This is a genomic window from Allobosea minatitlanensis (genome assembly GCF_964020775.1).
In genome coordinates this window covers 1,817,362-1,833,521 of the sequence record NZ_OZ224509.1, presented here as the reverse complement: position 1 = coordinate 1,833,521, position 16,160 = coordinate 1,817,362, and the positions used below count along the sequence as shown (strand labels likewise).

At 69.9% G+C, this 16,160-nt stretch carries 16 protein-coding genes, 2 tRNA genes and 2 riboswitches; of the genes, 9 read left to right on the top strand and 9 right to left on the bottom strand.

Going from position 1 to position 16,160, the window contains the following annotated elements; translation table 11 throughout:
- Nucleotides 1-2 precede the first annotated feature (2 nt).
- Together flgG and flgF are read right to left on the bottom strand one after the other, a co-directional pair.
- On the bottom strand, nt 3-794 hold the full coding sequence (gene flgG / locus ACWH43_RS08985) for a flagellar basal-body rod protein FlgG (RefSeq protein WP_158446613.1): 792 nt from the start codon (nt 792-794) through the stop codon (nt 3-5).
- A 19-nt stretch (nt 795-813) separates the two neighbouring features.
- Entirely contained in the window at nt 814-1,557 is a 744-nt protein-coding gene (gene flgF / locus ACWH43_RS08980) for a flagellar basal-body rod protein FlgF (protein ID WP_158446614.1), read from the bottom strand.
- A 284-nt stretch (nt 1,558-1,841) separates the two neighbouring features.
- Between flgF and ACWH43_RS08975 the strand changes: the two genes are divergently transcribed.
- The 6 genes from ACWH43_RS08975 (at nt 1,842) to ACWH43_RS08950 (ending at nt 8,787) form a co-directional block, all read left to right on the top strand.
- Nucleotides 1,842-2,345, top strand: a complete 504-nt coding sequence (locus ACWH43_RS08975) for a flagellar basal body-associated FliL family protein (RefSeq protein ID WP_158446615.1) — start codon at nt 1,842-1,844, stop codon at nt 2,343-2,345.
- A gap of 42 nt (nt 2,346-2,387) precedes the next feature.
- Nucleotides 2,388-3,518: a flagellar motor switch protein FliM gene (gene fliM, locus ACWH43_RS08970; RefSeq protein WP_158446616.1), complete on the top strand. Its 1,131-nt coding sequence runs from the start codon at nt 2,388-2,390 to the stop codon at nt 3,516-3,518.
- Nucleotides 3,519-3,529: 11 nt separating this feature from the next.
- Nucleotides 3,530-3,991, top strand: coding sequence for a DUF6468 domain-containing protein (locus tag ACWH43_RS08965; RefSeq protein ID WP_158446617.1), 462 nt, complete (start codon nt 3,530-3,532; stop codon nt 3,989-3,991).
- A complete protein-coding gene (locus tag ACWH43_RS08960; RefSeq protein ID WP_158471835.1) occupies nt 3,988-4,812 on the top strand; it encodes a MotE family protein in 825 nt (274 codons plus the stop codon). The genes ACWH43_RS08965 and ACWH43_RS08960 overlap by 4 nt, the downstream gene beginning before the upstream one ends.
- A 154-nt stretch (nt 4,813-4,966) precedes the next feature.
- The gene (locus ACWH43_RS08955; protein ID WP_260347771.1) at nt 4,967-5,248 is read left to right on the top strand and encodes a phosphate starvation-inducible protein PsiF; all 282 of its coding nucleotides are present in this window, start codon (nt 4,967-4,969) and stop codon (nt 5,246-5,248) included.
- A gap of 122 nt (nt 5,249-5,370) precedes the next feature.
- Nucleotides 5,371-8,787 (top strand): hypothetical protein, encoded by a 3,417-nt coding sequence (locus ACWH43_RS08950; RefSeq protein ID WP_158477015.1) that lies wholly within the window; start codon nt 5,371-5,373, stop codon nt 8,785-8,787.
- A 5-nt stretch (nt 8,788-8,792) separates the two neighbouring features.
- Here ACWH43_RS08950 and ACWH43_RS08945 read toward each other — a convergent pair whose 3' ends face one another.
- The 7 genes from ACWH43_RS08945 to ACWH43_RS08915 all read right to left on the bottom strand — a co-directional run bounded on the left by ACWH43_RS08945 (nt 8,793) and on the right by ACWH43_RS08915 (nt 13,613).
- On the bottom strand, nt 8,793-9,137 hold the full coding sequence (locus ACWH43_RS08945; RefSeq protein WP_158444052.1) for a lipid-A-disaccharide synthase N-terminal domain-containing protein: 345 nt from the start codon (nt 9,135-9,137) through the stop codon (nt 8,793-8,795).
- Entirely contained in the window at nt 9,137-9,856 is a 720-nt protein-coding gene (locus tag ACWH43_RS08940; protein ID WP_448153440.1) for a glycosyltransferase family 2 protein, read from the bottom strand. The genes ACWH43_RS08945 and ACWH43_RS08940 overlap by 1 nt, the downstream gene beginning before the upstream one ends.
- Before the next feature lie 127 nt (nt 9,857-9,983).
- Entirely contained in the window at nt 9,984-11,678 is a 1,695-nt protein-coding gene (locus tag ACWH43_RS08935; RefSeq protein WP_260347769.1) for an ArnT family glycosyltransferase, read from the bottom strand.
- Between the two features lie 581 nt (nt 11,679-12,259).
- A tRNA-Arg gene (locus ACWH43_RS08930) sits at nt 12,260-12,336 on the bottom strand.
- Nucleotides 12,337-12,369: 33 nt separating this feature from the next.
- Nucleotides 12,370-12,675, bottom strand: a complete 306-nt coding sequence (locus ACWH43_RS08925) for an ETC complex I subunit (RefSeq protein ID WP_158444050.1) — start codon at nt 12,673-12,675, stop codon at nt 12,370-12,372.
- A 65-nt stretch (nt 12,676-12,740) separates the two neighbouring features.
- Nucleotides 12,741-12,817, bottom strand: a tRNA-Pro gene (locus tag ACWH43_RS08920).
- Nucleotides 12,818-13,111: 294 nt separating this feature from the next.
- Nucleotides 13,112-13,173, top strand: a riboswitch (Fluoride riboswitch).
- Nucleotides 13,164-13,613: a hypothetical protein gene (locus ACWH43_RS08915; RefSeq protein WP_158444049.1), complete on the bottom strand. Its 450-nt coding sequence runs from the start codon at nt 13,611-13,613 to the stop codon at nt 13,164-13,166. (Overlaps the previous riboswitch by 10 nt.)
- Nucleotides 13,614-13,815: 202 nt before the next feature.
- A riboswitch (Fluoride riboswitch) is annotated at nt 13,816-13,878 on the top strand.
- Between the two features lie 19 nt (nt 13,879-13,897).
- On the opposite strand from ACWH43_RS08915, the gene ACWH43_RS08910 reads away from it, so the two are divergent.
- The 3 genes from ACWH43_RS08910 to ACWH43_RS08900 are packed head-to-tail and all read left to right on the top strand — an operon-like array spanning nt 13,898 to nt 16,150.
- Nucleotides 13,898-14,926: a respiratory chain complex I subunit 1 family protein gene (locus ACWH43_RS08910; RefSeq protein WP_158448345.1), complete on the top strand. Its 1,029-nt coding sequence runs from the start codon at nt 13,898-13,900 to the stop codon at nt 14,924-14,926.
- 4 nt (nt 14,927-14,930) lie between these two features.
- The gene (locus tag ACWH43_RS08905; protein WP_158446950.1) at nt 14,931-15,749 is read left to right on the top strand and encodes a hypothetical protein; all 819 of its coding nucleotides are present in this window, start codon (nt 14,931-14,933) and stop codon (nt 15,747-15,749) included.
- A 26-nt stretch (nt 15,750-15,775) separates the two neighbouring features.
- A complete protein-coding gene (locus ACWH43_RS08900) occupies nt 15,776-16,150 on the top strand; it encodes a fluoride efflux transporter FluC (protein WP_158446951.1) in 375 nt (124 codons plus the stop codon).
- Nucleotides 16,151-16,160: the final 10 nt, after the last annotated feature.

The following is a 16,160-nucleotide window of genomic DNA, read 5'->3' as shown; positions in this document are numbered from 1 at the left end:
GATCAGCCGCGGAACATCTGCGTCGTCGCCGACATCATCTGGTCGGCGGCGGTGATGACCTTGGAGTTCATCTCGTAGGCGCGCTGCGCCGCGATCAGGGAGGAAAGCTCCGTCACCGCCTGGACGTTGCCCTCCTCGAGATAGTTCTGCTGCAGCGTGCCAAAACCCTCGCCGCCGCCGAAGCCGTCGATCGGCTGGCCGGAGGCGGCCGTCTCGACGAACAGATTGTCGCCGATCGATTCGAGGCCGACCTTGTTGACGAAGCGGGTGAGCTGGATCTGGCCGAGCTGCTGCGGCGCGGTCTGGCCCGGGATCGTCGCCTCGACGATGCCCTGGGCGTTGACGTTCACGGCCGTGGCGTTGTTGGGCACGGTGATGCCGGGCTCGACCAGATAGCCGTCGCGGGTGACGAGCTGGCCCTGCGCGTCGAGGTCGAAGGAACCGTCGCGCGAATAGGTGGTGCGCCCGTCCGGCATGCGGATCTTGAAGAAGCCCTCGCCGCGGATGGCGATGTCGTAGGGCTTCTCGGTCGGGCTGATATTGCCCTGCGTCATGACGCGGCCGGTCGAGACCGTCTTGACCCCCGAGCCGATGAAGGTGCCCGCGGGGACCTGGGTGTTCTGGTCGGAGCTGGCCGAGCCGGCGCGGCGGAAATTCTCGTAGAGCAGGTCCTGGAAATGGATCTGCTGGCGCTTGTAGCCGGTGGTCCGGACGTTGGCGATGTTGTTGGAGATGACCTGGACGTTCATCTCCTGGGCCATCATGCCGGTGGCGGCTGTCTGCATGGCGCGCATGGAACGGTTCCTTTCCGGCTCAGGCCTGCTGGTCGGCGAGGCGCGAGATCGCCTTGCTGCGCAGGTCGTCGGAGCGGCTGATCATGTTGGCGACGCTCTGATAGGCGCGCTGCACCTCCATCAGCCGCGTCAGCTCGGAGACGGCCTTGACGTTGGAGCGCTCGACGGCGCCGGGCTCCAGCCGCGTGCCGGCCGGGGCCGTCTGCGGCGCAACCGGCGAGGAGAACAGGTTGCCCCCCTCGCTCACCAGGGAGCGGGGATCGGCGAAGCGGACCTGCCGGAGCCGGCCGCGCGTGCCCTGGTCGCTCTCCACCGTGCCGTCGGCGGCGATGCGCATGTCGAATTCGGTGTTGCCGAAGGTGATCGGCCCGGCCTCGCCCATCACCGGCTGGCCGGACTGCGTCACGAGCCGGCCCTGGCGGTCGATGGTCAGGGAGCCGGCGCGGGTGTAGCGCTCGCCGGCCGGCGTCTGCACGACCAGGAAGTTGTCGCCCTTCAGCGCGACGTCGAGCGGGTTGCCGGTGAATTCGGTCGCGCCCTGCGAGAGGTCGAGCGGCGTTCCCCTGTCGATGACATAGGAGAGCTGCTGGTCCGCAGGCTTGAAGGCCTCGGCCTTGGCTTTCGGCATGACGAATTCGTTGAAGCGCGCGCTGCGCGCCTTGAATCCGTTCGTACCGACATTCGCCATGTTGTTGGCGATGACGTCCAGCTCCCGCGACAGGGCGACCTGCCGCGAAAGGCCGATGAGAAGGGCGTTCTCCACGGCGTGACTCCCGATCATGTCCCGCGGCGACCTCGACGCTCCCCAGCGCAGTCGCCACGCCGGACACTCCGCAAGCGCCGTGCCAGCATGGTTAATTTCGATAAGATCATGATTTACAAAGATATTTCTAGATCCGCGAAATCCCGCCGGCTCGGCACAAGCGTTCGCCGCGGCAAGAATGGCCCGGCAAAATCTGCCGCCCTTAACGACGCGTTAACCGTAACTGGCGAAGGTGTCGGAGAGGCCGGCAGGATGCCGCCCCAGACCGCCCGGGACCCGAAGAGATGGCGAAGAAGGCCAAGACCGAAGACGAGGACGCCTCCGGCCAGGACGCCCCCAGGCGCGGCAGGAAGAAGCTCGTCGTCATCGCCGCCCTCGCCCTGCTCGCGGCCGCCGGCGGCGGCTACTGGTTCCTGTTCAAGCGCCCCTCGCCCGAGCAGGTCGCCGCGGCGGAAGCCGCCGCCAGGGCGAAGAGGCCCGCCACCTTCCTCGAGATGAAGGACATGATGATCGGCATGTCGAACGGCGGCCAGCAGGACCGCCAGCCGATCATGAAGATCAAGGTGGTGCTGGAGATCGGCGACCCGAAGGTCTCCGAGGAGGTCAAGCCGCTGCTGCCGCGGGTCGAGGACGCCTTCCAGGTCTTCATGCGCGAATTGCGCCCCTCCGACCTCGAAGGCTCGGCCGGCATGTACCGGCTCAAGGAGGAGTTGCTGCGCCGCGTCAACATGACGGTCTACCCGGCCAAGGTGGACGCCGTGCTGTTCAAGGAACTGCTGGTGCAATGAGGCCCGCCGCCCCGACGCGCGAGAAGAAGTGACGACGACCCGATGAGCCTCGAACGCGACCCCCTCGACAAGCCCCGCGACGAAGCGCCGACGCCCGAGAGCATGGCGGCGGAATGGGTGAGCATGCCCGCCGTCACCGAGGAGGACGGCGAGCAGGAGGGCGGCACCGACCGCCTGATGTCGCAGGACGAGATCGACACCATGCTCGGTTTCTCCAGCGGCGAGGATTCGGCCTCCCGCAACGGCATCCAGGCGATCGTCGATTCCGGCTCGGTCGCCTATGAGCGCCTGCCGATGCTCGAGATCATCTTCGAGCGCCTGGTGCGCCTGCTTTCGACCAGCCTGCGCAACTTCTTCACCGACAATGTCGAGGTCACGCTGGAGAGCATCCGCTCGGTGCGCTTCGGCGACTATATCAACTCGATCTCGCAGCCGGCGCTGCTCTCGGTCTTCAAGGCCGAGGAATGGGACAATTTCGGCCTCGTCACCATCGAGACCGCCCTCACCTATTCGGTGCTCGACATCATGTTCGGCGGCAAGCGCGGCCAGCCCGCGCCGCGCATCGACGGCCGCCCCTTCACCTCCATCGAGATCCGCATGGTGCGCCGCGTCATCGAGCTGGTGCTGAGCGATGCCGAGGCCGCCTTCAAGCCGCTCTCGCCGGTGCGCTTCAGCATCGACCGGGTCGAGTCGAATCCGCGCTTCGTCTCGATCTCGCGCCCCGCCAACGCCGCGATCCGCGTCGAGCTGAAATTCGACATGGAAGGGCGCGGCGGCTCGCTGCACATCCTGCTGCCCTACGCCACCATCGAGCCGATCCGCGAATTGCTGCTCGAAAGCTTCATGGGCGAGAAGCTCGGGCGCGATCCGATCTGGGAGAACCACCTCGCGACCGAGGTCTGGCAGGCGGATGTCGACGTCACCTGCGTGCTGCACGAGACCCGCATGCCGCTGAAGCGGGTGATGAAGCTCGAGATCGGCGACACGCTGATGTTCGACGCCCGCCCCGATTCGCCGGTCTCGCTGCGCTGCGGCGACTTCGTCGTCACCGAAGGGCGCATCGGCCGCGTCGACGGCAAGATCGCGGTGCAGGTCGTGAGCCCGCTCAGGCGCTCCAAGACCACGCTCGCCGCCTTCGACAGCCTCGCCAGCCATCTCGGCGCCACCAACTGAGCAGGACCGACATGACGATCACCCTCATCGCCGATGCCCTCGTCGCCTCCCTGCTCGTCGCGACCATCGTCACCTGCTACGTCCTGGCCAAGCGCATCGAGCGGCTGAAGGCGGACGAGGCCGGCATGCGCCAGACCGTCGGCGCGCTGGTCACCGCGACCGACAATGCCGAGCGCGCCATCGCCGGGCTGAAGAACACGCTCGGCGACTGCGACCGCACGCTGGAGGAGCGCCTGCGCACCGCCGAGCGCTATGCCGCCGACCTCGCCGCGCAGGTCGAGGCCGGCCAGGCCGTGATGGAGCGCATCGGCCAGATCGTCAGCGCCGCCACCCTCGTCGCCAGGCCCGCGGCGGAAGCGCGGCCGGCCGCGGCGCCGCAGCCCGCGCCGCTGAGCCTGCTCGAGAGCGCCGCGCAATCGGCCGCCGCGATCCGCGCCCGCGCCGCCCGCCGCCTCGAGGAACAGGCCGCGTGATCGAGCGCCCCCGCCTCCTGCCGGCAGTCATCCTCGGCGCCATGGGTCTCCTGGCGCTGAAGCTGCTCGCCTGGACGGCGGAGCCCTATCCGGGCACGGTCCCCGCCAGCGCGCCGGCCTTGCCCGCCGCCGCCAAGGCCAAGCCGGAGCCGGAGGTCTGGGACCTCGCCAAGGTGATCGCCCGCGCCCACGCCCCCGACCGCTTCGACCCGGAGACGACCGGCTCGGTCCCGGCGCCCGACCCGAAGAAGGAGCAGGAAAAGGCCGAGGCCGAGGCGAAGGCGGAAGCCGCCCGCGCCGCCAACCCCGCCAACAAGGCCGGCATCATGAACGGCACCGCGCAACCCGTCTCGCCGGCGGAGCGGGCGATCCTGGAGCGGCTCGGCGAGCGCCGCGAGGAGCTCGACGGCCGCATGCGCGAGCTGGAGATGCGCGAGCGCCTGCTCGGCACCGCCGAGAAGAAGCTCGACGGCCGCGTCGGCGACCTCAAGACGCTGGAAGAGAGGAACAGCCCCGCCGCCCGCGCCGCGGCCGACGAGGCCAAGGCGATCAAGAACCTCGTCATCATGTACGAGGCGATGAAGCCCAAGGACGCCGCCCGCGTCTTCGACCGGCTCGGCCTCGACGTCCTCGTCCCGGTGGTGCAGCAGATGAACCCGCGCAAGATGTCGGAGGTCCTGGCCGCGATGTCGCCGGAGCGGGCGGAGAAGCTGACGGTGGCGCTGGCGACCAGCAATCGCGGCCCCACCCCGGACCGGATCGCCAGCGAGGCCCCGCTCTCGGGCAACGAGCTGCCCGCCATCGTCCCCGGAACGCACTGACCCGCGCCGATCCCGCCGCCTCCGGACGCCCGCCCCATTCCCGCCGATAGCCGTTCAGCGGCGGTTCAAGCGGCCGGGCGCGGATTTCGGTTATCCGACAGCCGGCCCGGCGACTGCCAGGCCCCGATCATCCGGGCGATCGACGGACATTCCCATGAACCTGGCCATGAACCTGGCCGGCTCCCTGCTCCCGCTCGCCGCGCTCGCCCGGATGACGGGCCACGGCTTCGCGCAGTCTCCCGCCGTCCCGGCCCCCGCCGCGGCCAAGCCCGCCGTCGCCGCACCGGCCCAGAACCAAGCCGGCGCCGGCGAGAAGACCGCGATCGGCGCCGCCGACAAGGCCGCCAGGTCGAAGGACTGCTCGGCCCAGGCGGACCGGAAGGGTCTCCGCGGCAAGGCGCGCAAGCGCTTCCGCGACGACTGCAAGCGGCATTGACGGCGCGACGGCGAGGCGGCGCCGTTAAGCAGCCATTATGCTTGATGCGCTAGCCTGCGAGCAGGCCGGCGCCTCTTCCGGGATGCGAGTCCGGCCTGTCGCGTTGGGTCGAGTCTCCGGTTTTGCGTCTGTCGCGTTCCCTCGCTTTCGGTATCGGGCTGACCGCTCTCGCGCTCGCGGCCGGCCTGGACGGCCATGCCCTCGCCGCCGGCGCGACCCTGCGCGGCGAGGCGATGCCGGCCGGCTTCGGCCGCCTCTCGCTCGCCTTCGACCAGCCGACGCAGACCCGCGTGCGCGTCGCCAACGGCGTGCTGATCGTCGCCTTCAGCGATCCGGTCACGGTCGATGTCGCGAAGGTCGCCCGCGAATTGCCGAACTATGTCTCGATCGCGCGCGTCGACCCCGACGGGCGCGGCATGCGCTTCGCCCTGACGCAGCCTTACAAGGCCAATCTCATCGAGGCCGGCGACAAGGCCTTCATCGACCTGCTGCCGCAGGACTGGAAGGGCCTCCTGCCCGGCCCGCCGCCGGAGGTCATCGCCGAATTGACCGAGCGCCTGCGCCTGGCCGAGGCACGGGCGAAGGAGGCCATGCGCCAGCCTCCGGCGCCGCCAGCACGGCTTTCCGTGCGCGCCGCCAGCCTGCCGACGCTGGAGCGGCTGATTTTCACGGCGCCCGCCGGCACCGCCCTCGCAACCGACCTCGCCGAGGGCAGGCTGAAGCTCGCCTTCGACCGGGCGATGAACGCCGACGAGGCCGCCCTCCGCGCCGCCCTGCCCGAAGGCATCGGCCTCGCCGGGCTCGACGCCGGCAAGGACGCGCTGAGCCTGACGCTGACGCTGCCGAAGGGCTGGCAGGCGCGCAGCTTCGACGACGAAACCGGGCTGGTCGTCGACCTGCTCAGGCCGGCCAAGCCTGCCACCCTCACGCTCGCCGAGCTGGCCGCCCCGCCGGAGCCGCCCCCTCCGCCGGCTCCCGAGCCTGCCCCGTCGGCAGGCGCCGGCGCCGCTCAACCCGCCACCGGCCAGCCCGCCCCGCCCGCCGCCAACGCCATGCCGGCCGCTGCGGCTCCCGCGGCCGCGGAACCGGCGCCGGCCAAGGTCGTCGTCGCCGCGGCCGACAAGCGCCTCGACTTCCGCTTCCCCCGCCCGACCGGCGCCGCCGCCTTCCGCGACGCCGGCACGATGACGCTGGTCTTCGACACCCGCGACACCCTCGATCCCGCCGATCTCGCCGGGCTGCTGCCGCAGCAGATCCGGGAGGTGACTGTCACGCGCGAAGGCAAGGTGACGCTCGTCAGGCTGGCGCTCGCCGGCCAGCCGCTCGCCCGCTTCTTCGCCGACGGCAATGGCTGGTCGCTCGATCTCGGCGAGACCGGCGGCGGCTTCAGCGCCGCGATCGAGCCTCGCCGCAGCGTCGACGAGCGCGGCCAGACCATCCTCGCCGTGCCGCTGCCGGGCCTGACCGGCGTGCACTGGCTCGAGGTCGGGCCGGCCGGCCTGCCGGTCGCCGTCGCCACCGCGCTCGGCCCGACGCGGCTGACGCCCAAGCCCTATCGCTTCGTCGAGTTCGGCCTGCTCCCGACCGCCCAGGGCCTCGCCATCCAGCCCCGCGCCGACGATGTCGTCGCCCGCGCCGGCACCGACGAGGTCCGCATCGGCCGCGCCGGGGGGCTCACCGTCTCGCTCGACGTCGCCGGCCCGGACGAGGCGAAGCCCGGCGCGGAGACCGGTGCGCCGCAGCCTCCCCTGCTCGACCCCGAGCGCTGGGCCCGGCTGCGCCTCGGCTCGCAGCGCGACCAGTCCCGCGCCCTGATGCAGGAGGTCGCCGGCGCCTCCCGCGCCCGCAAGTCGGAGGCGCGACTGGCGCTCGCCCGCTTCTATGTCGCGAACGACCTCGCCGTCGAGGCGCTCGGCCCGCTCGGTGCCCTGATGGCCGACGACGTCGCCATGCGGACGAATCGCGAGGCGCTCTTCCTCAAGGGCGTCGCGGCCGCGCAGATGCATCGCCCGGCCGAGGCGCTCGCCGCCTTCGAGGCCGCGCCGCTCAAGGACGATGCCGAGGCCGGGCTCTGGCGCGCGCTGGCCGAGCAGCGGCTCGAGCGCAACGCGCTCGCCATCGCCGGCTTCCGCCGCGGCGAGCCCTTCCTGGAGCACTACCCGGCCGACCTTCAGGGCGTCTTCCGCGAGGCGATCCTGCGCGCCGCGCTGGCGACGCAGGATATGGGGCTGGCCGAACGCCAGATGCAGGCCCTCACCGAGATGCCGCATGGCAGCTTCGACCCGGAAAAGCTCGCCCTGATGCAGGCCATGCTCGACGATGCCGGCGGCCGGGCCGACGCCGCGATGGAGGGCTACCGCCCGCTGTTCGAGGCCAGGAGCCGCCCCGTCGCGGCGGAGGCGCAGCTCAGGGCGGTCAAGCTCGCCGACGCCGACCAGCGCGGCGACCTGAAGAGCGACGAGGCGATCGCGCGGCTGGAGACCGTCTCCGTGATCTGGCGCGGCGGCCGCATCGAGATCGAGGCCCTGGCCGAGCTCAACCGGCTCTATACCGGGCAGCAGCGCTGGCGCGACGCCTTCCTGGTCGCCCGCCGCGCCAACGAGAACTTCCCGGATGATCCGCTGACCCGGCGCATGCATGACGAGACGGCCCAGCGCTTCGCCGAGCTCTTCGCCGATGGCGGCGCGGACAAGCTGCCGCGCATCGATGCGCTGGCCCTGTTCTACGATTTCAAGGAGTTCCTGCCGATCGGCCGGCGCGGCGACGAGATCACCCGCCTGCTCGCCGACCGGCTGGTGGAGCTCGACCTGCTCGACCAGGCGGCCGAGATCCTGAAATACCAGATCGACCGGCGGCTCACCGGGGCCGCCCGCTCGACCGTCGCGGCGCGCCTCGCCATGATCGACCTGATGAACGGCAAGCCGGCCGATGCGGTGCGCGTGCTCAACGCCACGCGCCTCGTCGAACTGCCGGCCGATGTCCGGCGCGCCCGGCTGCTGCTGGAGAGCAAGGCGCTCTCCGACCTCTCCCGCACCGACCAGGCGCTGGAGATGCTGGAAGGCGAGAGCGGGCCGGAGGTCGACCGGCTGCGCGCCGATGTCTACTGGACGGGCCGGCGCTGGCGCGAGGCCGGCGAGGCCTATGAGCGCATCCTCGGCGAGAGCTGGCGCGGCGACGGCCCGCTCGGCGACGGCCAGCGCGCCGATGTGATGCGCGCCGGCATCTCCTATGTGATGGCGAACGAGGCCCTTTCGCTCGACCGGCTGCGCAGCAAGTTCGCGGCGAAGATGGCCCAGAGCCTCGACGCCCGCACCTTCGCCTTCGTCACCGGCGCGAACCGGGCCAAGGCCTCCGACATCCGCGAGCTGGCCCGCGCCGCCGCCAGCGCCGATACGGTCTCGGATTTCCTCAGGGCCTATCGCGAGCGCTATCCGGCCTATGCGGCGGCGATGCGCAAGCCGCAGCCGCCGGGTGCGCCGGTTCCCGCCGCGCCGGCACAGGGCGCGGCGGCGGAAGGCGCGCCTCCGTCCAACGGCTGATCCGTTCAGCCCGGCCCGGAATTCGTGTCCTCGCCCCGCGCCTTGGCCCGCAGCACGAATTGCAGGTTGCGGACATAGACGAAGACGCCGAAACCCTGGCCGAGGATGAAGACCGGGTCGCGCCGGTAGAGCGCGTAGAGCAGCAGCAGCGCCCCGCCGCCGATCGAGAACCACCAGAAGGTCATCGGCACCACGGAGCGCTGGGCCTTCTCGCTCGCCCACCACTGCACGACGAAGCGCATGGTGAAGAGGCCCTGGGCGACGACGCCGAGCAGCACCCACCAGTCGATGTTGTTGACGAAGACGTCGTGGAAATAATTGCCGATGGTGTGCTGGAGATCGATCAGCATCACGGCGCCTCCGCGACGATCTGCGGCACGCGCCGGCGCCGGCGGATCAGCCACCACACCCCGGCGAGATCGAGGATGCCGACCCAGAGCCGGTCGAAGAAACCGTAATTCGAGACGCCGGTGAGCCGCGGCCGGTCGCGCACGTCGAGATGCGCCACCCTGTAGCCCTCGCGCACCATCAGCGCCGGCATGAAGCGGTGCAGCGCGTCAAAATAGGGCAGCGCCAGATAGGCCTCGCGCCGGAAGCATTTCAGGCCGCAGCCGGTGTCGCGGGTGCCGTCCTTCAGCACCCCGACGCGCACCTTGTTGGCGATGCGCGACTGCAGCTTCTTGAAGCCGGTATCCTTGCGGCCGACGCGCTGGCCCTGCACCAGCCCGGTCTCGAGCCCGGCGGCCTGGAGCGCCTCGACCATCGCCGGCAGGAAGGCGGGATCGTTCTGGCCGTCGCCGTCGAGCGTCGCGACGATGGCGGCGCGGGCATGGCGCACGCCGCTGCGCACCGCCGCGCTCTGGCCGCAGGACTCGGCATGGGTGACGACGCGCAGCCAGGGCTTCGCCGCCGCCAGCGCCGCCAGCGCCGCCGCCGTCCCGTCCGTCGAGCCGTCATTGACATAGACCACCTCGAAGGGGCCGATCGCGGTGCAGGCCTTCTCGATGTCGCCGACCAGCGGCGCGATATTGCCCTGCTCGTTGCGCACCGGCACGACGACGCTGAGCAAGGGCTGGGGGAAGGAATCTCGGTCAAAACGGCTTCATCCGGAAAACGGCTGGCACTGCTCTAAAGCATCGGACCGAAAAATGTGAACCACTTTTGCGGCCCATGTCGAAGCGCTCCGGCAGCCGGCCTCAGCCCGGCGCCCCGGCATAGACCGCCAGCGCCAGCCTGCGCCCGCCATTCAGGTTGAAGCCGCGGATCGTGGTCAGCAGGCGCGGCTTCTGCGGCAGGGCCGCGACCGCCGCCTCGAATTCCCCGGCATAGCGGCTCTCGACGAAGGCGACGCGGCAGCCGGGCTGGCTCAGGAAGTTCGCCGCCTGCGCGCCGCTCGCCGCCATGGCGAGGTCGGTGCCGGTCAGGAAGACCAGGCTCGGCTCGCGATAGCCCAGCGTGATCACGGCCGGATCGGCGCAAGCCACCGCCCTGGCCGCCTCCGCGAGCCGCGGCGAGAGCTTGAGCGAGCGCAGGCTCTCGACGGCGAAGGGGTATATCGCAACGGTCAGGAGCAGGCTGGCCAGCACGCAGCGCCAGAGCGCGCCCTCGAATTCCTGGCGCCGGAACGCGGCGACGATGCCGACGCCGATGGCCAGCACCAGCGCGAAGAACGGCAGGGCGAGCCACGGCACCGCGCCGTCCAGCGTCCAGTTGCCGAGGACCACCACCGCCATCAGCGCCAGCGGCACGGCGACGACGAGCGACGCCGTCGCCACCGCCCCGCGCCGGTAGCGGTCGATGCCGCCATTGACGACGGCGAGCAGCAGCAGCGCCGTGATCGCCGGATAGAGCGGCAGCACGTAATGCGGCAGCTTGGTCGGCACCGCCTCGAAGACGACCCAGGACGGCAGGATCCAGGCGATCAGGAACAGGATCTGCGGCTCCCGGCGCCGGACCCAGGCGAAGGGCACCGCCATGGCGGCGAAGGCCGCCGCCGGCCAGTAGGTCGCGAAGAAGAACAGCAGGTAGAGCCCCGGCGGCCCCCAATGCTTCTCCTGCCCCTCAGTGACCTTGCCGAGCATGTCCTGCCCGACGCTCTCGGCGAAGAAGCTGCCGCCGGTCTTGAGCATGATCGCGACGAACCAGGGCAGCGCCACGATCAGGCAGATCAACAGCCCCGGCCCGAAGCGCAGCGGCTTGAGCCAGCGGAAGGAGCGCTGGCTCGCGCTCAGCACCAGCACGGCGAGGCCCCAGACCATCGGCACGATCGGCCCCTTGATCAGCAGGCCGATGGCGGTGGCGCCCCAGAACACCAGCCAGTTGCGCCGGCTCGGCACGAAGGCGAGCGAGCGCGTCCAGTCGAGCCAGGTCCGGGCGAGCGCGCCCATGCTGGCGACCGCGCAGGCGGCGAGCACGGCGTCGGTCTTGGCGATCCGCGCCTCGACCCCGAGCAGCACCGCCGCCGCCATCAGGGCGCCGCCGAGCAAGGCCAGCGGCGGCGAGAGGAAGGCGAGCAGCGCCCAATAGGTCAGGAGCACGGTCGCGGTCGCGCCGACCAGCGAAGGGATGCGGTAGAGCCAGATCTGCGTGCGCGCCTCCGGCACGCCGAGCGCCGCGCCGGCCTGCACCGCGGCGGCCTGGAGCCAGTAGATGCCGACCGGCTTCTTGTGGCGCGCCTCGTCCTGGAAGCGGATATCGACGAAATCGCCGGTCTCCAGCATCTGCTTGCTGGCCTGGGCGAAGCGCGGCTCGTCGCGGTCGACCGGCTGGAGCGTGGCGAAGCCCGGCAGGAAGGCGCAGAGCGAGAGCAGCAGCAGGAAGGCGCAGGCGCGCCCATGGCTGGCCGAGACGAAGGCGCTGAGCCGGTCGATCGCGGGCGTGAGCGAAAACATCATCCATCCTCGCGACGCCGGGCCGCGCTTGCCGAGAGAGCCGGTCTAGCCGAAGAGCCGCTCCCGATGAAGCGCCTTTCGGGCACGATCAAGGCGGCCGCGCCGCAGGGCGGTCCCGCCACCGCAGGGGGTTCGGTGCCAGGGGCGTTGCGCCGGGAGAATTCTGTTCTAGCCTGGCGGGGCAGAGATCTCCTGTCCCGGCCCGCAATGGATTGGTCCCCCTTACGTCCGCCGGCCTATCCGGGAGACGATCCCCTGGGCCGGCAGCGCCAAAAGCGCGCAGAGGAAGCCCCGCCTGCGCCGATGGCCCCGGCCTTCCTCGCGGCCGCGCCGGCGGTCGAGCGCAAGCCGCCGGACCGGCCGAGCCGGCCGCGCATGGCCGTCGCGGTCCTGCTCGTGGCGGCGACGGCGATCGGCGCCTGGCACTATGCGCGCCGAAGCGCGGCCGAGCCGAAGCCGACCCTTCGAGGCAGCATCGAGGCGCCCGCCCCTCCCGGAGGGGCGACCACGCCTCTGCCGCCAAGCCGGCCGCGCGATCTGGCGCCTGCGCCGATGGGACGCTGAGGCATGGAGGAGGATGGTGGCGAGCCCGGCAGGATTCGAACCTGCGACCTACGGATTAGAAGTCCGTTGCTCTATCCAACTGAGCTACGGGCCCGGGAACGGCGGCTTCAGGCCGCACCTGCCGGCGTCAATGGGTCCACTGGCCGACGCGCGAGAACTTGAAATTGTCCGAATAGGAGATCGAGCGGCGCTTGGGGTCGTTCGGCTGCTCGACGCGGTAGGGAATGCCGTTGCGCGTCGCATAGGCCACCGCCTCGGCCTCGCTGTCGAACCAGAGCTTGAGCTGGCTCTTCATGTCGGAGGACGAGGTCCAGCCCATCAGCGGCTCGATCTGGCGCGGCGCCTCCGGCTCGTATTCGAGCAGCCAGCGCTCGGTCTTGGCCGTGCCGGACTGCATGGCCGTGCGGGCGGGGCGATAGATGCGTGCGGTCATGGAAGCGCTCTGCCGTCACCAACTCTCGTGCGGCCCGACGCCGGGCCGCGGCTGACGTTTCCAGGTGGTCGGGGCACCAGGATTCGAACCTGGGACCCTCTGCTCCCAAAGCAGATGCGCTACCGGGCTGCGCTATACCCCGCCAGTCCGCAAGTGCATCGAAACACTCGCGAAACCATCGCGGCAGCGAAACGTCTCCTGCTGCGACGCGCAACGAGATAGCATCGGCCGGGCGGTTTGGGAACAGGAAGTTCCGGCAAACCGCCCGACGCCGCAGGAGCTTCGCACCCTGCCTTCGCTGCGCCCGCCGGCGTCAGGAGCGGCCCGAGGAACCCGGCTCGCCCCGGCATGCGCGGCCGGGCGCATTCGCGCGAATCGTCGCCCGGAACGGAAGGACGGCGTCAGCCCTATCAACCGCCGCCGGAAAGCGCTACACTCCCGGGCAGGGGATGGAGTCCCCCATAACTGCCTTTACCAGCTGATGACTCCTACAAGCGCACGGGTTGCGCTCGTAGGAGTTCGTTCGGTTTCGACTCCGACGGCATGACCTGCGGCGAGCGAAGGCTCTGGATGCGGGAGAACTGCCGATGCACAGCTTGAATCGCAACCGAATGCAACGCCGGGCGGCGGCCACGCCGGCGGATCCGCATCTGGTCTATGCCGTGGTCGCCCTTTTGCTCGTTTTCGGGATTCTCCAGGTCGACATCCATCGCGATGCCCTGCTGAAGCTCGGCGTGATGATCGGCCACGAACAGATGGATCCGCGCTTCCTGGCTCCATGAGGACGGCGCCGCCCGGCTCGCGCCGGATCGCCCCGGCAGCAAGGACAGCCGTTTCCGGATATCGCCGACCCCGCCGATCCCGCTAGGATGCGCATCTACCTGAAGCCTCGCGACAAGCGGCTGCGGCAGAGCGCCAGGGGCCTGCCGGATGTTCATACGACCTCCCCCGGCCAGATGCGGGCGAACGCTGCCGATCCCAGGCTCACTGCAGCATACCCCTCGCAAGCCGGAAGCGAAGCCGAAGGTTCCGACGGAAGGCAGCCATCGACGCCCGCCTCCGGCGTCGAAAGCAGCTCGCAGACCGCCGGCCTGGCCCTTCCCGGCTCCCGCCTTGACAAACGGAGGGGCGAGGATCAGCGTCATAAACGGCGATGGAGTTCGCCGTTTAACCGCCCTCGGGGCTGATAACTCCTGTCGAGCCGGACTGGCAGACGGGAGTTATGCGACTTGGACCTGCGGTACTTTCCCTCGCAAATTCGATCGAAGCCGCCGCAGAGGCGCCTTGCTGCGGGAGGCCGGCCCTGACCGGCCGCGACATCGCCCTCCAGCTCGCGCAGGTGCTCAGCGTCCTGCTGCTGGCGCCCTTGCTGCAAGGCGTCATCCTCCAGTTCGAGGAGCGCGTGCAGCGCAGCCAGGGGCTGGGCCTCTTCCAGCCCTATCGCGATCTCTGGAAGCTGTTCCACAAGCAGATCGTCGTGCCGGAAACCGCCTCCTGGCTCTACTGGGCGGCGCCGATCGTCGCCTTCACCACGACGCTGACCGTTCCGATCCTGATCCCGGTGCTGACCGACTATCCGCTGCCGCTGTCGGATATGGGCGACATCCTCGGCGGCGGCCTTGTGCTGACGCTGGGCTCCTTCATGATCACGCTGGCGGGGCTCGACACCCGCAGCGCCTATGGCGGCATCGGCTCGAGCCGCGCTGTCATGGTCGCGATCCTGGCCGAGCCGACGCTGATCCTCGTCTTCGTCGGCATCACGCTGCTGGCGAAGGCGATGCTGCCCTTCGTCGTCAACCATCTGCTCGTCGCCGAGCCCTCGATCTACTGGGGGCCGACGCATCTCTTCCTGGTCGCGGCCTTCTTCGTGCTGCTGCTGGTCGAGACCGACCGGCTGCCGATCCATTCGAGCACGCATATCGAAATCTACATGATCGAGGAGGGGCGCATCCTCGAATATTCCGGCCCGATACTGGCGATCCTGCGCTGGGCCTCGATGATGAAGGAGTTCATCCTCTACACCATCTTCTGCAACGTCCTGCTCTTTCCCTGGGGGCTGTCCCGGCAAGGCGCCGCGCTCGGCATTCTCGGCTCGCTCGGGGCGCTGGCGCTGAAATTCCTCGTCGTGGCCTGCGTCGTCGTCGCGGTCGAGACGGTCCAGTCGCGGCTGCGCTTCTACCGCTACCAGGAGCCCCTGGCCGCTTCCTTCCTGCTCGCGATCCTGGCGATCGTCGGCACGCAACTGGGCTGACGCCATGCTCGCCGCCCATCTCGCCCCCCTCCCCGCCGCGCTCTTCAGCCTCCTGGCGATCGGCAGCCTGCTTCTCTCCTTCGTCATGCTGGGCTCGCGCTGGCTGCGGCATTATCTCTTCGTCTTCGCCGCGCAATCCTGGCTGATCGCCATCCTCTCCGGCGCCGTCGGCTATTACGGTGGCTATGCCGAACTCTATATCGTCGCGATCCTCACCGCCGCCTTCCGCGGGCTGCTGCTGCCCTATCTGATCCTGCGCATCATCCGCCGGCTCGAAGTGCACCGGGAGGTGCATGTCATCCTCCAGGCCAGCTCCAGCCTGGTCGGCGCCGCGGTGGCGGCGCGGATGCATGACGGCGCGCTGCTGGTTCCGCTCACCGCGACATTCGCCTTCATCTCGCCGAGCCTGCTGATCCTCGTCATGCCCCTGCTCGCGCTCATCCCCATCCTCCTCGTTCTCGGCAGCAAGCGGCGGGCGATCCGGCGCGCCCCGGTCTGGTATGGCGGCCTCTCGCCCGATCCTGCCCGCGCCTCGACGACGACACTGACCTTCTCGAACGCGATGCGGACCTTCTACAGCTTCGTCTATCGCCCCACGGCCGATACCGAGCGCGATGCCGATGTCGGCGGCTATTTCGTCCGGAAGCTGAGCTTCGAGCATGACGTCGCGCCGATCTTCGGCCCGCTGCTGTTCCAGCCGGCGGTCAGGCTGGTCCGGGGCATAGCGACCCGGCTCCGGCCGCTGCAATCCGGGCAGCTCAACTTCTATCTCGGCCTGATCGGGCTGCTGCTGGTGCTCGTGCTGGGGCTGACGCTGGCCTGATCCACGCAAGGAGGTGAGCCGGACCGATGTGGACCTATCTCGCCATCGCGCTTTTCGGCGTTCTCGGCTGCTGGGCCCGCTTCGCCCAGACGAACCTCGTGCAGGCCGTCTACGGGCGCGATTTCCCCTATGCCACGCTCAGCATCAACGTCATGGCCTGCTTCATCATGGGCTTTCTCTTCGTCGAGACGCTGGAGCGGCTGACGATCTCGCCAACGCTCAGGACCGGCATCCTGACCGGCTTCCTCGGCGGTTATTCGACCTTCTCGACCTTCGAGATGGAGACGCTGCTGCTCGCGGAAGGCGGCGAGGTTCTCAAGGCCGCGCTCTACCTCGTGCTCTCGGTCGGCCTCGGCTTCGCCGCCGCATTCGGGGGAGCCTACATCGCCAGGAACCTGTAACGGGAGGACG